This is a genomic window from Arthrobacter sp. (assembly GCF_031179985.1).
Classification (GTDB): Bacteria; Actinomycetota; Actinomycetes; order Actinomycetales; family Micrococcaceae; genus Arthrobacter.
In genome coordinates this window covers 48,227-62,960 of sequence record NZ_JAPSHJ010000017.1, presented here as the reverse complement: position 1 = coordinate 62,960, position 14,734 = coordinate 48,227, and the positions used below count along the sequence as shown (strand labels likewise).

The window sequence follows — 14,734 nt, the reverse complement described above, 5'->3', positions numbered from 1 at the left end:
CCGCAAGATATTTGCGGGGGATCTTCTGCGTTCAGTGTTACGGCCGAGACGAATCAGCGCTGAACGGCACCAAACCGGCTGGCCGCCAAGGCAACAGCGCTCCCACGGGCAGCCGACGCTTCTTCTGCCGTCAGGGTGCGGTCAGCGGCGCGGAAGCGGAGACTGAACGCCAGAGACTTCCTGCCGTCCTCAATGCCTTTGCCGGCATAAACATCGAACAGCGCGACATCCTCAAGCAGTTCCCCGGCACCCTCACGCAGCGCGGTCAGGACGTCATCTGCAGGCACGTCTTGCGGCACAACGAGGGCAACGTCCTGGGTAGCTACAGGGAACGTTGAAATATGCCGGGCCACGATCACGTCAGCCGCGGCCTCAAACAGGACGTCGGCATTAATTTCCACGGCTACCGAGCGTTCCGGCATGTCATGGGCCGCTAGCAGCTTCGGATGAAGCTCGCCGGCGTAACCCACTACTTCTCCGGAGCGCAGTGACAGCCGGGCTGCCCGGCCCGGATGGAAGGCCTGGTGCCTCCCCTGGCTGACAACCAGTTCCACTCCGAGGACGTCACCGGCGAGGCGTGCTATGTCCAACGCATCTGCCCAGTCCCAGGGACGGGGCGTGTGACTGGCCGCCGCCGGTGAATCGTGCCCCGTCAACACCGCGGCGATGTGCAGCGGCTGGTCCGGAACGCCGTCGTACAGCGCATCCAGCACCTCATCAGCAGGTTTGACGCCAAGCGGCGGTATGGAAGCTGTCCCCACCTGGCCGGCCGGAAGGAACACCAGCCCGGCTTCAAAAACAGCGAGGTCGCGGAAACCCCGTGAATGGTTGCGTTTGGCTACCTCGATCAGTCCGGGAAGGATGGACGTCCGCAGGAAGCCCTGTTCCTCGCTGATGGGGTTGGCCAGTTTGACCGCGGAACGGGGGGCCCCCTCCTCAGCGATGCCAAATGTGTCGTTGGCTGCCTTGGAAACAAACGGGTAGGCCAGCACTTCAGTGAGCCCGGCATCAGCGAAGGCCTGGATGAGCCTCCGGCGCTGCTGCTGCACACGGGTCAGGCCGCGGCCTGGCGGGGCTACCGGAAGTGTTGCAGGAATCTGGTCGTATCCGACCAGACGGGCAATCTCCTCTGACAGGTCTTCCTTGGTTTCCAGATCATTGCGCCAGCTCGGCGCAGTGACCCGCCATCCGCCGTCGTACTTCTCAACCGCTGCACCGAGGTCCTCCAGCGAGGTGACGATCTGCTCTTCCGTGAAGTCGATGCCGATCCGCTCGCCGGCGAAAGCCGCCGGCAGGGCAATGGACACGGCGTCCGGTGCGGTTCCGACGTCGGTCCCCGCCTCGTCAGCGGTGCCCCCGGCAAGCTCTACGAGCAGGTCTACGGCGCGCTGGGCGGCGATGTTCGCCACCTGCCAGTCGACGCCGCGCTCAAAACGCTTCGACGCCTCAGACGGCAGCTTGTGGCGACGGCGTGAGCGGGCGATCGAGACTTCCTCGAAGTGCGCGGCCTCTATCAGCACGGTGGACGTGGCCTCGGAGACTTCGGTGGATGCGCCGCCCATGACGCCCGCGACACCGATGGGGCCCGTATCGTCCGTGATTAGCAGATCCTCGGGATCAAGCGCGCGTTCCTTGCCGTCGAGAGTGGTGAGCGTCTCCCCCGCCACAGCACGCCGGACCACGATCTCGCCCGACAGCTTGTCCTGGTCATAAAAGTGCAGGGGCTGGCCGAGCTCAAACATGACGTAATTTGAGATGTCCACGGGAAGAGAAATGGAACGCACACCCGCCAGACGGAGGCGTGCGGACATCCATGGCGGCGTCGGCCGGGAAGCATCAACACCACGCACAGTGCGGGCGACGAAACGGTCACAACCTGGCTTGCCGTAGATGGGGGCGTCGTCGTTGAGCTTGACGCCGTAACCACCGGCGAGCACCGCGGGTGCCTGCACCTTGGCAGCCGGGTCCGTGAAAGCAGTTCCCGTAGCATGAGCGTATTCGCGGGCAACACCGCGGATGGAGAAGGCGTAGCCGCGATCCGGGGTGACGTTGATCTCGGCAGCTTCGTCATAGAGCCCCAAGAGCTCCATGGCGTCCGTACCGATCTCAGGGTCAAGGCCTATACGGGACAGAACGAGGATGCCGTCATGGTCCTCGCCGATCCCGAGTTCGCGCACGGAGGCGATCATCCCGGCCGAGAGGTGGCCATAGGTCTTGCGCGCGGAGATCCGAAAGTCGCCGGGCAGCACAGCGCCGGGCAGGGTGACCACCACCTTGTCCCCTTCAACGAAGTTGTGGGCACCGCAGATGATGCCCTGGACTCCTGAGGGATCAATGCCGTCACCGGTGAGGGTCTGTTCCCGTCCCTCGGGGACAACGCGGACCTGGCACCAGTTGATGGTCTTGCCGTTGGACTGCGGTTCCTTTACGAGGCTGAGCACCTGGCCCACCACGATGGGACCTTGAAGGGTGTCTGTAGGCCGGTGGACTGCTTCTTCTTCAAAACCGACCTTGACCAGCTCGGCCATAACGTCCTCGGCCGTGGCTCCGGCCGGTACCTGCGCGAATTCACGCAGCCAGGAAAGTGGGATACGCACTGTTAGATCTCCATCCCGAAGTGCTCGCTGAAACGTACATCGCCTTCGATCATGTCGCGCATGTCGCCAACCTCGTTGCGGAACATGAGGGTCCGCTCGATGCCCATGCCGAAGGCAAAACCTGAATAGACGTCCGGATCGATGCCTGCTGCCCTGAGGACGTTGGGGTTGACCATGCCGCAGCCGCCCCACTCGATCCAGCGCGGACCGCCTTTGGCACCCGGGTGCCAGATGTCCAGCTCAGCGGACGGCTCGGTGAACGGGAAGTAGTTGGGGCGGAGCCGGATCTGGGCTTCGTCACCGAACATCTGCCGGGCAAAGTGTTCAAGGGTACCGCGAAGGTCCGCCATGCTGAGGTGCTTGTCGATGGCGAGGCCTTCGAACTGGTGGAAAACAGGGGTGTGGGTGGCGTCCAGTTCATCAGTGCGGAACACCTTGCCGGGGCACAGCACGTAGATGGGAAGATCGCGTTCCAACATGGAGCGGACCTGCACGGGTGAAGTGTGCGTACGCATCAGGAGGTGGGCTTCGGGGGGCTCCACGAAGAATGTGTCCTGCATTTCCCGGGCAGGGTGGTCCGGCTTGAAATTAAGGGCGTCGAAGTTGAACCATTCGGATTCGACTTCAGGGCCTTCGGCGATTTCCCAGCCCATCCCCACAAAAATATCCGCGACGCGGTCCTGCAGGGTGGATAAAGGATGGCGGGCGCCGGCACGGCGACGGCGCGGTGCAGCCGTGACGTCAACTGTTTCCTCAACAAGGATCCGGGCGTCGTTCTCTGCCTCAAGCTCCGCTGTGCGGGCTGCGAGTGCCTGGTTGACCCGTCCGCGGGAGGACCCCAAAAGCTTCCCGGCCACGGCCTTCTGGTCCTTCGGCAGTGAACCGATTTCACGGTTGGCAAGGCTGAGAGGCGCCTTCTCCCCCGTGTGGGCCAGGCGAACGGCCTTAAGCTCCTCGAGGGTGGCCGCGGCGGCGATGGCGGCAATGGCGTTTTCAACGGCGGCTGTGATGGCAGCTTCATCCAGAGGGTTCGGGATGGCAGCGTCCGGCAAAGTTTCAGTCATCTACTGTTCTTAGCTACGAGTCGGATGGCGTCAGTGCCTGATTGCGCCGTGGCCTGTCCGGTCCGGCAATAGTCTCTGCACTGACAAGTTGTTCGACGGCTCCCCTGAAGGTCCCGGCAAAACAACAACGGGCAGGGCGTACCGGATTTAGTCCGGGACGCGCTCCTTCCCAGTCTAGTAGAGAGCAGCGGTTGGCCTGAACCTGATTGTTCCATTTCCTGCGTTCGCTACCATGGCCACATGACGCCAGCACAGCGGCTCCGGCAGGTTGCCAACCTGCTCAATGGATCTACCGTCCTGGGTCTGCTGCTGGCACGCTTCGCGGGATGCAATGTCTGTAAGGGACCACATGGACTGGTCATCGCCACCAGCTACCGGCCCCGGTTGCCCGTTGCCGGGGCGTTCGCCGTCGGCAATGTGGTGCTCTTCCGGAGTGATGCCGGGCAGGTGTGGGGAAACCCGGTCCTGCTTGAGCACGAGGAGCGGCACTGCACGCAGTATGCGTGGTGCCTCGGATTGCCGTTTCTTCCCTTGTACTTCCTCGCTGCGGGCTGGTCATTCCTTCGCACCGGCAGCGCCGGCAGCGCCAACATCTTTGAGCGGATGGCCGGCCTTGAGGCCGGCGGGTACGTGGAGTCACATGGGTACCGCCTGGCCGGCAACCGAAGCCTGACCAAGAACCGGCACCGGATCAACCACATTGGCACGCCCCGTCGAACCGGGGCTGCCAGGAAGCAGCCCGGCCAAGAAGAGAAATGAGGCAAAACCATGAAGAGCCTTCCCCGGACCATTTCGGTCACCGGCACCGGCACGGCTGAAGCTGCACCGGACCTGCTGATCCTGTCGATCGGCGTTGACTGCCATCGCCAGGATGTTGCTGCTGCTTATGGTGAAGCAGGAAGATTGTCCGGGCAGATTTCAGCTTCGCTCCGCAAATTTGGCGTCAGTGCAGCGGACATCAGCACCACAGGCCTGAACGTCAGGGCTGACCTGGCCTGGCAAGAGGGCCATGGGCAGACCGTGACGGGATACATCGCGAGCAGCATTCTCCAAGTACGCCTTCGCGACTTTGCGCGTTCGGCTGAAGCTATCGCTGCAGCCGTTGAGGCCGGGGGAAACGATGTGCGGCTCAACGGCCTGGAACGCGGCTTCACCGATCCTGCAGGCGTCCAGGCACGGGCACGGGAAGCCGCCTGGACGGACGCCCTTGCGGCAGGGCAACAATACGCAGCGCTCTCGGGCACTGCGCTTGGCAGGGTGGTTTCACTCACGCAGCAGCCGTCGTCGTCCATTCCCATTCCCGTCGCGAAAATGGAAAGGGCACTGGCCGCAGACTCGCTGACAGTGGAAGCCGGGGAAACCAGCATCAACGCACAGGTCCATGTGGTGTGGGAGCTCCGCTCCCCTGACTGAGGATCCCTTCCGCACCTTGACTTTTATTAGAACATAGATTCGAATAGACGTATGAGATGGGACGCACAGGCAATCACCCCGGTTGCTGAAGACGGCAACAAGGATGAGGCTGCCGCAGCCGCGCCGTCCGACGCTTTGTTGCCTCTCGCCGGGCTTGTCCGATCCGTCACCACGCCTGAATTTGCGGGAATTACCTTTCACGAGGTGGCTGCCAAATCGGTCCTCAATAAGGTCCCTGCCGGATCCCGGATGCCCTTCGAATGGACCATCAACCCCTACCGTGGCTGCAGTCACGCCTGCGTCTACTGCTTTGCCCGCAAGTCCCACACCTATTTGGACTTCGACGCCGGCCTTGACTTTGACAGTCAGGTGGTAGTGAAGATCAATGCAGTCGAGGTCCTCAAAAGGGAATTAGCCAAGCCCTCGTGGGGGCACCACCAAGTGGCGCTGGGCACCAATACGGACCCTTACCAGCGGGCCGAAGGGCGTTATCAGCTCATGCCGGGCATTATCGGCGCGTTGGCGGACTCGGGTACTCCCCTATCCATTCTTACCAAGGGCACGCTCCTTGCCAGGGACATACCGCTGCTCAAACATGCCGCAACCCAGGTACCTGTGGGCATAGGCATCTCCCTGGCAATGACGGACGAAAAATTGTCAGAGGCTATCGAGCCGGGGACGCCCGGACCCCGGGCCCGCTTGAAACTGGTCATGCGCCTGCGGGAAGCGGGGTTGCCCTGCGGAGTGATGGCAATGCCCATTCTGCCGTGGCTTTCCGATAGCGACGAGGCACTGGACCACCTCTTCAGTTCGCTCGCACAAGCCGGCGCAACCGGGGTTACCGCCGGGGCGCTTTACCTGAAACCGGGAACAAGGGAATGGTTCATGAAGTGGATCGCCGCTCACCACCCGGAACTCGCAGGTAGATACGGCCGCTTGTATGCCTCAGGTTCGTATGCGTCCAAGGAATACCGGATGTGGCTCGCGGGCCGGGTCAAATACTTCAAAAAGCTGCACGGTTTCACTGACGCTTCAGGTTTCAGCCATAGGGACATGGAGGCCGGAGCCACTCAAAACGCTGGGGCTCAGTCGGCTGGCACGCTTGATGCCAGGGATGAAGAAGCCCAGTATCCGGCGGGCCTTATTCCCGGACCGGAAGAGGAAACAGCCGTTCGCACCCGGCCAAGCCAGGCCCCCGCGCAGCCTATGTTGTTCTGACTCCACTCCTTGCCTGGTGCGTTACTGTTTCCAGCAGCCTGCGCACGATTGGAAGATCGGCCGGAATCCACGGAAGATCAAGCGCCTGGGCGTCGGAACCAAGTTCCACCCAGCGCAATTCGTCGTGGTCCTCCAGAGGGGCCGGGACGCCCTCAGCGATTTCGGCGAACCACACACGCATTGAGGCGTTGGGGTTCAGCGGCCACCCGTCCTCCAGCCCTGAATGAAGCTCTGCACCCAGGCGAACCCCTATGCCTAGTTCTTCCCTCAACTCACGATGCAGCGCGTTCTCTGCTGACTCGCCAGGTTCCACTTTGCCGCCGGGGAACTCCCACATACCGGCGAATTTCGGTGGCGACGTACGGCGGGCGCTAAGCAGGCGCGTCGGTTCTTCAAGCGAATCCAGGACGGCCCCGCCCACCACTTTGATCAGTCCAGTCACCGCATCAGTCTATGGGGGACAATGGAGAAGCAACTGCTCTCCTTTTCGGGGAATACGCCTCGCAGGGTCGAGGTTATACACAAGCAGCTAAAATCTGATTTATTGGTGCCATTGCCGCGCCTTCCATCGTTGTCTCGTGAAAAGCAGGCTTATGTCCGTCGCCGCCACCGTCCCCGCCCTCAAGCCCAGGCTCAGCAGCAGGCAGCTTGCTTGGGCAATCTTCTCGCTCGCCGTGGGTGGTGTTGGCATTGGAGTGACGGAATTCACCATGATGGGCCTGCTGAAGGAAGTGGAGCTCGGGCTTAACATCAGCACTCCTGAGGCAGGTCACCTGATCTCGGCTTATGCGCTGGGCGTGGTCATTGGAGCTCCGCTGCTGGCCGCGGTGGGCGCAAAGCTCCCGCGGAAGTACCTGGCGATGGGACTGATGCTGTTCTTCACCCTGGCAAATCTCACCTCATATATTGCCCCGGACTACGGCACCATGCTTGTCTCGCGATTCGCTGCCGGGCTCCCGCATGGCGCATTCTTCGGAGTCGCAGCCGTCATCGCTGCTTCCCTGGTGGCGCCTACAAAGCGCGGATGGGCAATCTCCATGGTGATGTCCGGCCTGGCCATATCCAACGTGGTGGGCGTTCCGTTCGCAACGTGGCTGGGTCAGACCTTTGGCTGGCGCCTCCTGTTTGTCCTGGTCGGCGTGATCGGCTTCGCCACCCTCGCCTGCCTATGGAAGTACGTGCCGTTTGAAAAAGCTCATGCCGATGCAAGCATCCGCAGGGAGCTCGGCGCGTTGAAGCGTCTCCAAGTGTGGCTTGCCATCCTGATCGGCATCGTCGGCTTCGGCGGCTTCTTTGCCACCTACACCTACATTGCCCACACCATGACGTCGGTGGCAGGGATTCCAGCCTCGCTACTGCCAGTGGTGGTTGCCCTCTACGGCCTGGGGATGGTGGCAGGAAACATCATCGGAGGCAGGGTTGCAGACAAATCGGTGATGGGCACCATCTATTGGGTGCTACCGGGGATTGCCGTGGCGTTGGTCGTCTATGCCATTGCCGCCCACTGGCCGTGGTCCGCGTTGATTATGGTGTTCGTTGTCGGCGCCGCGGGCTCCCTGCTCATCCCCGCGCTTCAAACCCGGCTGCTCGATGCATCACCGGACGCACCCTCGCTTGCATCATCCCTGAACCACGCTGCCCTTAACGTTGCCAACGCCCTCGGGGCATTCCTTGGTGGCCTGGTCATCGCCTGGGGCTGGGGTTACGTGGCTCCGGCCTTGGTGGGCGCGGTCCTGGCCGTCCTCGGTTTGGGCGTAGCCCTGCTGAGTGGCCTCCTCGAACGAAAAAAGCCTCTGGCCCCTTAGCTGCCCCTCAAGGCAGCCATCGGTCTCTTCGAAGAATTTCCGGGACTGCGCTTTCGGAGGCTCAGACAGCCCCACGACGCACAAGTAAGCCTACTGACAAGGTAAAGGCGGTGTGTTAGCTTGAAGCCATAATCGGGAGCTGTACAGGAATCCCGACGAATATGTAGGAGGAGAAATGGGCTTTCTCGGCTGGATCATTCTCGGACTCATTGTTGGAGCAATCGTCAAGGCAGTAATGCCTGGGCGCGTCGGCGGGGGCTGGGTAACCAGTCTTGTGCTCGGCGTGGTCGGCGCGATTGTTGGCGGCTGGATCGGCGACCTTCTGTTCGGCGGTGGCAGGATGGAATTCTGGAACCTTGGTTCCTGGATCCTCGCTATTGTCGGCGGCCTCGTCGTAGCCGGCATTTACGGCGCAATTACCGGCCGCAACAAGACCACTACATAACTAACGAATTGACAGCCGCTGACGGCTGAACGTCAGGGCGGAATAAGAGGCGGGGTTCACCACCAGGTGGGCCCCGCCGCTGCTTGAGCGGCTATCCCCGCTGTTCGACTGCCGTGCTGCTGTTTAGGCGACTATCCCCGCTGTTGCGACCGGGCACTCGCGTAGAGGCAGACAGTAGCGGCAGTGCCAAGATTCAGGCTCTCCGCTGCCCCGTACACCGGCACGGCCACCCGATGATCAGCCAAGGCAAGTTCTTCTTCTGACAGGCCTTGGGCTTCGTTTCCGAAGAGCCAGGCTGTGGGCCGTTCCAGGTGGTAGCCAGAAGGGCCCTCACCCAGGCCAAGACGCCGGGCTGCGTTTTCGTCCTGCAGTTTGTCAAGGTTGAGCTGTCCGTAGCCGTCCGCCGCCAGAATTCCGATCCCGCGATCCCGGCATTGCTCCGCGAAGTCCTGGACGTCGACGCCGAGCACGACCGGCAGGTGGAAGAGGGAACCGGCAGTCGACCGAACCGCCTTGGGGTTGTAGACGTCCACGCTGGACTGGGTGAGCACCACGGCGTCGGCGCCGGCTGCATCAGCCGCCCGAAGGACTGTTCCCGCATTTCCGGGATCTCTGACCTGGCACAGAACAGCGATCAATCGTGGTGAGGCTTCCAGAACAGATTCAAGGCTCACATCAATAAAACTGCAGACGGCGATGATGCCCTGCGGATTGACTGTATCTGCCATGGCTGCAAGGACTTCGTCACTGGCGAGCCTGGCGTTGGTGCCCTCGGCCAGCTCATCAAACTCGGGATAACGGTCCAGGCATGCCTCGCTGGCGAAAACCTCCTGCACCACCCCCGGCTCACCGGCTGCAATTCGTTTTGCATGGAGGACAAGGGCTTCCCGGACGGCCTGCGGCCCTTCAACAAGGAACTGTTCCCGCTTTAAACGGGCCGGGCGCCCTGCAAGCTTTGCCACATCCCTCACCCGATCAGCTCGGGGATTGGAGAGTGGAAAGACTTGCGGGCGCCCGGTTTCGTTCATACAAGAACTTTAGTTGCTGTTGCCAGCAGTTCCTGAATTACTCAGCGGCTGCAGCAACCGGCTTCTTGGCGGCCTTGGCCTTTGCGGCCTTAGGTGCCGTCTCTGCCTTGACGGCAGGAGCTGAAGTGTCAGCAGGCAGGGAGTCCTTGGCGATCTTCACCAGAGCGGCGAACGCGTTGGCGTCGGACACTGCGAGTTCGGCCAGCATACGGCGATCAACCTCGACCTCAGCGGCCTTGAGGCCCTGGATCAGACGGTTGTAGGTAAGACCGTTGGCGCGCGATGCAGCGTTGATGCGCTGGATCCAGAGGCGACGGAAATCGCCTTTCTTCTTCTTGCGGTCGCCGTAGCTGTACACAAACGAGTGCAGCAGCTGCTCTTTTGCCTTGCGGTACAGGCGTGAGCGCTGTCCACGGTAACCTTTGGCGCGTTCGAGGATAACCCGGCGCTTCTTGTGGGCGTTTACCGCCCGCTTCACACGTGCCACGTGCGTACTCCTTTAGAATTCTGATCCCAAGCGTCTACTGCCGGAAACCCGGCCGGCCTGAGAAGGCTTTTTGGTAGTTGGCTGCTGCCAGGGGGCATCAGCCAGAGAACTTGGAAATTAGATGCCGAGCATCTTGCGGATGACCTTGGCGTCGCCCTTGAAGACGATCTTGTCGCCGGCAAGGCGACGGGTCAGGCGCGAGGACTTGTGCTCGAGGTAGTGACGGCGGTTGGCCTGCTGGCGGCGCAGCTTGCCGCTGCCGGTCAGCTTGAAGCGCTTTTTAGCACCGCTGTGGGTCTTCATCTTCGGCATGGGAACCGATCTCCTTACGTATCCGCAGACAATGTCTGCAGTTCTTTCGAGCAGCCGCCTGTGGAGCGGCATGCTGGTTGCTTACTGCGGAAGCAATGCCTCTGCAGCTTTGAACTAGTTGGTCTTCTTCCCCGCAGGCTTGGGAGCCTTGGGGGCTGCAGGCCGTGCAGCAGGCTTCGGTGCCGCTGGCCGGGCCACCGGCTTCGGCGGCGACGGTACTGCTGCCGGCTTGGGAGCCGCAGCAGCCTCAGAGGCAGGCGCCTGGGCTTCCGCAGCCTTGGCAACGGGAGCCTTGGCCGGTGATGCCTTAGGTGCAGCCGGAGCCTCGCGCTTCGGGGCAGGTGCCTTGGGAGCAGCCTGACGGGGAGCCTCGGCGGCTTCTTCCTTCACCGTTTCGGCAACCGGAGCTTTTTCAGCTACCGGAGCCTTTTCAGCTACCGGAGCCTTGACAGCCGGAGCTTCAGCGACGGGAGCGTCCTGAGCAGGCGCCTCTTCCACGGGAGCCTCCTTTACGGGAGCCTCGTTCCCTGCGTCGGGAGCGGATGCCTGCTGTTCCTGGACTGCATCTTCACCATCGATTTCGACTGCCTCCGGCTGAACGCCCTCGGTGGTTTCATCGGTTGAAGACAGGAAACCTTCAGGCAGAAGATCGCCCAAGGTCTGCGTCAGGGAATCCTGGTTTTCGCCGCTGGTGTCTACGCGGCCGGAAGCCTTGGCTTCGTTCTGCGCCTTGGCCTCTGCACGCTGAGTCGCACGGCGTGCTTCTGCCTTTGCTTCGGCCTTGTTCTTCAGCGGACCAACAACCATGACCATGTTGCGGCCGTCGATGCGCGGGCTGGACTCAACCACACCCACCTCGGCAACATCATCCGCAAAGCGCTGAAGCAAGCGGATACCCATCTCCGGGCGCTGCTGCTCACGGCCGCGGAACTGGATCATGGCCTTGACCTTGTCCCCGGCACCGAGGAAACGAAGCGCATGGCCCCGCTTGGTCTCGTAGTCGTGGGTGTCGATCTTCAGACGGAAACGGATTTCCTTCAGAACAGTGTTGGTCTGGTTCTTCCGGGCTTCGCGTGCCTTGACGGCAGCCTCGTACTTGTACTTGCCGAAGTCCATCAGCTTGCACACCGGAGGCTTAGCCTGCGGCGCAACTTCAACGAGATCCAGATCGGATTCGGCAGCCAAACGCAGCGCGTCCTCAATACGGACGATCCCTACTTGTTCGCCTGCAGGGCCGACCAGCCGCACCTCGGGGACGCGGATACGCTCATTGATTCTTGGCTCGCTAATGTTAAAGCTCCTGTGGTTGTGATGAGTACTCCACCGGCAAACAGAGAAGGCCCCCAATTGCCGGAGCAATCGAAGGCCTCGAGGATCGGATGTGCCCGCCTCAGGGTGAGGTGGCACGCGCTTCGAACAGGCTATCGCCTGATTGAAGCGCCCGACCGCTACCCGGCAACCTTGCTGCCACTGGGAAAGTTCCTCGTGGAAAACGGCTGACGCGGGTGGGAGAGATCTCCGCTTGCAAACTAGATGCCAATTCTACAGAAAGATACCCGTTCTCCGCACGTTGGCGGGAATGAGCATCCATCGCAAAATAACGACATCCAGTCGGTCTGTGACAAGCTTACCAGTATGAGCACTCCAGACAGTAATTCACACGTGTATGAGCCCGCGAATGAGCAGGGCAATGTGGCCCAGCAGATCCGGGACATCTCCGAGGTGCCGGCAATCGAGGTGATCACCACTGCTGCAGTTCATCTGATGAGCGCTTCAGCCGTGAAGCTGGGCCTTGCCGCCGAGGACAATGCAGCAGAACTGAAGGACCTCGACGAAGCCCGCAAGCTTATTACCGCCCTGGCAGGCCTTGTCACGGCAGCGGCGCCGGAAATCGGATCCCAGCATGCGGGTCCGTTGCGCGATGGGCTGCGCTCACTTCAGCTGGCATTCCGGGAGGAATCCACCATCCCGGACGCTCCTGGCAAAGGCCCCGGAGAAAAGTACACCGGGCCGGTCAACTAGCCATTACTGTTTGCCCCTGACACACAGCATTTACTGCTGACTGACCACGACGGCGGCCCTCCACCTTTTAAGGTTCGGGTCGCCGTCGTCGTCGTTTGGTCACTTAACCGGGGTTTGGTTACGACGCCGCCTGGCTCCGGCGGCGCTGCTGGAGCACAAGCCCCAACAGGCAGATGGCTACGCCAGCCACACCGACGGAGACAAAACCTGCAGAGGGTCCGATCCCGTCGATGAAAAGCCCGGCCAGCGGGGCGCCGAGAGCGACGCCGGCGGTGAGGGCGGAGCCGTACCAACCCATTGCTTCGCCCCGGCGTGCCTCGTCTACGAGGTCAGCTACTTTTTCCGAAGCAGATGACAAGACGGGAGCGCAAAGGAGACCCGGCAGGAGTGACAGGAGCCCGAGCGTCAGCGTATCCTGCGCGAAGCCCATGGGAATGGTCAGGGCAGCCATTCCCAGCAGCAGCACCAAGGGGGAAACCGGGCGGTGCATGGCTCCATAGATCAAACCACCGGCCACCGAGGCGGCGCACCAGAAGAAGAAGACAAGCCCGATCTCGGCCTGGTGACCGCCTCTCTCAAGCATCGCGACGATCCCGACGTCGGTACCGCTCAGGACCATACCGGCGCCGGCCGCGACCGAAAAGACCGCGGCCACTGAAGCGGTAAACCAGGTGAAGTTCCGCGCTACGGCGCCCCGAAGGCGTGATGGAGCCCGCTCACCGGAGTCCGCCGGCTTCAACCCGGCCGCTGCCTCCTGAACGTGGGCGGGGGCTGCAGCCACGACAGCCAGTTCAGCTGCCTGCTGCTGCTCGGCCGCGCAGTCCTCGTCGGCCGCTTCGCTTCGGGTGGGCGGGTTGAACCACATCAGGAAAAGTCCCGCGGCCGACGTCGTTATGCCCACCACCGTGAGCCCCAGAACGGAGAATCCGCTGGTGGCCACAATCGCTGCAGCGGCCGGTCCGATCATAAAAACCATCTCGGTGGAGATCGCGTCGAGGGCGAACGCAGTACGGCGCTGCTCGCCCGTGGCCATGACGCCGAGCGACTGACGTACCACGCTGAAGATCGGAAGGGTGAACAGTCCGCCCACAAAGACCAGAGGCAGCAGCCACTCATAACTGACGTGAGGCACGATCGACCAGATCAGGGCCTCCGAAATCACCGAAGGTATCAATGCTTTCCGCAAGCCGACAGTGTCAACGCGGCGGCCGCGCCATGGCGCACCGACGGCGATGCCAATGGTCATGACGGCGGCGGCCGCCCCGGCTGCTGCGTAGCCCTGGCCCAGAGACAGGACTATATGCAGGGTAAGAAGTACCCCCGCGGCTGAGTGTGGAATGCGGGCGATCATTCCGACGACCAACAGTCGCCGGACGGGCCGGACAGCAAGCAGCTCCCTGTACAGAGCGAAATTCACGGGTTACATCCTTAATCTTGCCAGCGGCAGGAGGATCCATCCCCTGACCGAAAGCTACTCTACTGCGCGCCGCAGCTTGACCTCGATGGAGTCAACCCGTTCGGCCAGCAATTCATTCCGGGCCCAGGCGCCATTCAAGGCTGTCACCACTTCCTGGACTCCGGCGGCGTCCAGCCCGTCCACCAAATACAGGACGACGCGCAGCTCCGGACCTGCACCACCGCCTTTGAGCTGCAGGCCTCTGGATGTCAGGGCGCCTACTCCCCCGCCTCGGTGGAGCTCGATACGCCGAATCTGGGGAACATCGGAGGCAGTTGCTGCCACAGCTTCCGCTACATCGGTGTCTGCATAGGACGGTGACCAGGGGAGCTGTTGAGCCAACGCCCAGACCGCAGGCCGCCGGACAACTATGGTGACCTCCGAGCCTGGGTCCATCACCATCAGTTCGGCGCCTTCAGCGGCTGCGGATAAGGCAGCCCTGGCAGCGTAGACCGCAACAGGCCTGGCCTCCTGATGCCAAGCGTGGAGGGACTCGGCAGAGGAGAATACCGGCAATGCTGTGCGTCCGTCAGGAGCCTTCAGCGTCACAAGTGCCATGTCTGCCTGTTTGTCGGCCTGGAGCCCGGCAGCGTCGTGCCCCTCTTCACCCAGCTGAGCGACTATCGGGACAAAAACCCTGGCATGGGCCAAGGCCTTCACGATGTCTTCTTCATCACCGATACCCGACACCATGGCGGAAACGGCGGCGAGGTATCCGGCGTCGGCTGTGCCGTCGTCGTCCTCAAAATTGTGGATCCGGGCATCCTCACCGGCGAGGCTGCGCCCTGTCCACGGCTGACCCGCCGAATCGGCGGCGCCCCCGGCACCGGCCAGGGCTGCAGCGATATGGCCTGGCAAGGGCCGGGAGCCGGGTGTGCCTTCCACTG

General features: G+C 62.2%; 15 protein-coding genes. 6 read left to right on the top strand and 9 right to left on the bottom strand.

Going from position 1 to position 14,734, the window contains the following annotated elements; genetic code table 11:
- Positions 1-53 precede the first annotated feature (53 nt).
- Both pheT and pheS read right to left on the bottom strand, forming a co-directional pair.
- Positions 54-2,597: a phenylalanine--tRNA ligase subunit beta gene (gene pheT / locus RIN13_RS10190; RefSeq protein WP_309107211.1), complete on the bottom strand. Its 2,544-nt coding sequence runs from the start codon at positions 2,595-2,597 to the stop codon at positions 54-56.
- 2 nt (positions 2,598-2,599) lie between these two features.
- Positions 2,600-3,661, bottom strand: a complete 1,062-nt coding sequence (pheS, locus tag RIN13_RS10185) for a phenylalanine--tRNA ligase subunit alpha (protein ID WP_309107210.1) — start codon at positions 3,659-3,661, stop codon at positions 2,600-2,602.
- 240 nt (positions 3,662-3,901) lie between these two features.
- On the opposite strand from pheS, the gene RIN13_RS10180 reads away from it, so the two are divergent.
- The 3 genes from RIN13_RS10180 to RIN13_RS10170 are packed head-to-tail and all read left to right on the top strand — an operon-like array spanning position 3,902 to position 6,292.
- Positions 3,902-4,420: a hypothetical protein gene (locus tag RIN13_RS10180; RefSeq protein ID WP_309107209.1), complete on the top strand. Its 519-nt coding sequence runs from the start codon at positions 3,902-3,904 to the stop codon at positions 4,418-4,420.
- Positions 4,421-4,429: 9 nt separating this feature from the next.
- The gene (locus RIN13_RS10175; RefSeq protein ID WP_309107208.1) at positions 4,430-5,074 is read left to right on the top strand and encodes an SIMPL domain-containing protein; all 645 of its coding nucleotides are present in this window, start codon (positions 4,430-4,432) and stop codon (positions 5,072-5,074) included.
- Between the two features lie 51 nt (positions 5,075-5,125).
- The gene (locus tag RIN13_RS10170; RefSeq protein ID WP_309107207.1) at positions 5,126-6,292 is read left to right on the top strand and encodes an Rv2578c family radical SAM protein; all 1,167 of its coding nucleotides are present in this window, start codon (positions 5,126-5,128) and stop codon (positions 6,290-6,292) included.
- Here RIN13_RS10170 and RIN13_RS10165 read toward each other — a convergent pair.
- The gene (locus RIN13_RS10165) at positions 6,279-6,734 is read right to left on the bottom strand and encodes a (deoxy)nucleoside triphosphate pyrophosphohydrolase (protein ID WP_309107206.1); all 456 of its coding nucleotides are present in this window, start codon (positions 6,732-6,734) and stop codon (positions 6,279-6,281) included. The genes RIN13_RS10170 and RIN13_RS10165 overlap by 14 nt on opposite strands.
- A 151-nt stretch (positions 6,735-6,885) precedes the next feature.
- Here RIN13_RS10165 and RIN13_RS10160 point away from each other — a divergent pair, with 151 nt between their 5' ends.
- Both RIN13_RS10160 and RIN13_RS10155 read left to right on the top strand, forming a co-directional pair.
- Positions 6,886-8,097: an MFS transporter gene (locus RIN13_RS10160; RefSeq protein WP_309107234.1), complete on the top strand. Its 1,212-nt coding sequence runs from the start codon at positions 6,886-6,888 to the stop codon at positions 8,095-8,097.
- A 175-nt stretch (positions 8,098-8,272) separates the two neighbouring features.
- The gene (locus RIN13_RS10155; RefSeq protein ID WP_247048690.1) at positions 8,273-8,542 is read left to right on the top strand and encodes a GlsB/YeaQ/YmgE family stress response membrane protein; all 270 of its coding nucleotides are present in this window, start codon (positions 8,273-8,275) and stop codon (positions 8,540-8,542) included.
- Positions 8,543-8,673: 131 nt separating this feature from the next.
- Here the strand turns inward: RIN13_RS10155 and RIN13_RS10150 are convergent, their stop codons facing one another.
- The 4 genes from RIN13_RS10150 to infC all read right to left on the bottom strand — a co-directional run bounded on the left by RIN13_RS10150 (position 8,674) and on the right by infC (position 11,617).
- Entirely contained in the window at positions 8,674-9,570 is an 897-nt protein-coding gene (locus tag RIN13_RS10150) for an RNA methyltransferase (protein ID WP_309107205.1), read from the bottom strand.
- Positions 9,571-9,607: 37 nt separating this feature from the next.
- Entirely contained in the window at positions 9,608-10,057 is a 450-nt protein-coding gene (gene rplT, locus RIN13_RS10145; protein WP_247048688.1) for a 50S ribosomal protein L20, read from the bottom strand.
- Between the two features lie 117 nt (positions 10,058-10,174).
- Positions 10,175-10,369, bottom strand: coding sequence for a 50S ribosomal protein L35 (gene rpmI / locus RIN13_RS10140; RefSeq protein WP_009358635.1), 195 nt, complete (start codon positions 10,367-10,369; stop codon positions 10,175-10,177).
- A gap of 114 nt (positions 10,370-10,483) precedes the next feature.
- A complete protein-coding gene (gene infC / locus RIN13_RS10135) occupies positions 10,484-11,617 on the bottom strand; it encodes a translation initiation factor IF-3 (RefSeq protein ID WP_375164758.1) in 1,134 nt (377 codons plus the stop codon).
- Between the two features lie 387 nt (positions 11,618-12,004).
- On the opposite strand from infC, the gene RIN13_RS10130 reads away from it, so the two are divergent.
- Positions 12,005-12,391 carry a DUF1844 domain-containing protein gene (locus RIN13_RS10130; protein ID WP_309107204.1) on the top strand — a complete coding sequence of 129 codons (387 nt, stop codon included), beginning with the start codon at positions 12,005-12,007 and terminating at the stop codon, positions 12,389-12,391.
- Positions 12,392-12,509: 118 nt separating this feature from the next.
- On the opposite strand, the gene RIN13_RS10125 is transcribed toward RIN13_RS10130, so the two are convergent.
- Together RIN13_RS10125 and RIN13_RS10120 are read right to left on the bottom strand one after the other, a co-directional pair.
- A complete protein-coding gene (locus tag RIN13_RS10125) occupies positions 12,510-13,808 on the bottom strand; it encodes an MFS transporter (protein WP_309107203.1) in 1,299 nt (432 codons plus the stop codon).
- Between the two features lie 54 nt (positions 13,809-13,862).
- Positions 13,863-14,732, bottom strand: a complete 870-nt coding sequence (locus RIN13_RS10120) for an SseB family protein (protein WP_309107202.1) — start codon at positions 14,730-14,732, stop codon at positions 13,863-13,865.
- Between the last annotated feature and the right edge of the window lie 2 nt (positions 14,733-14,734).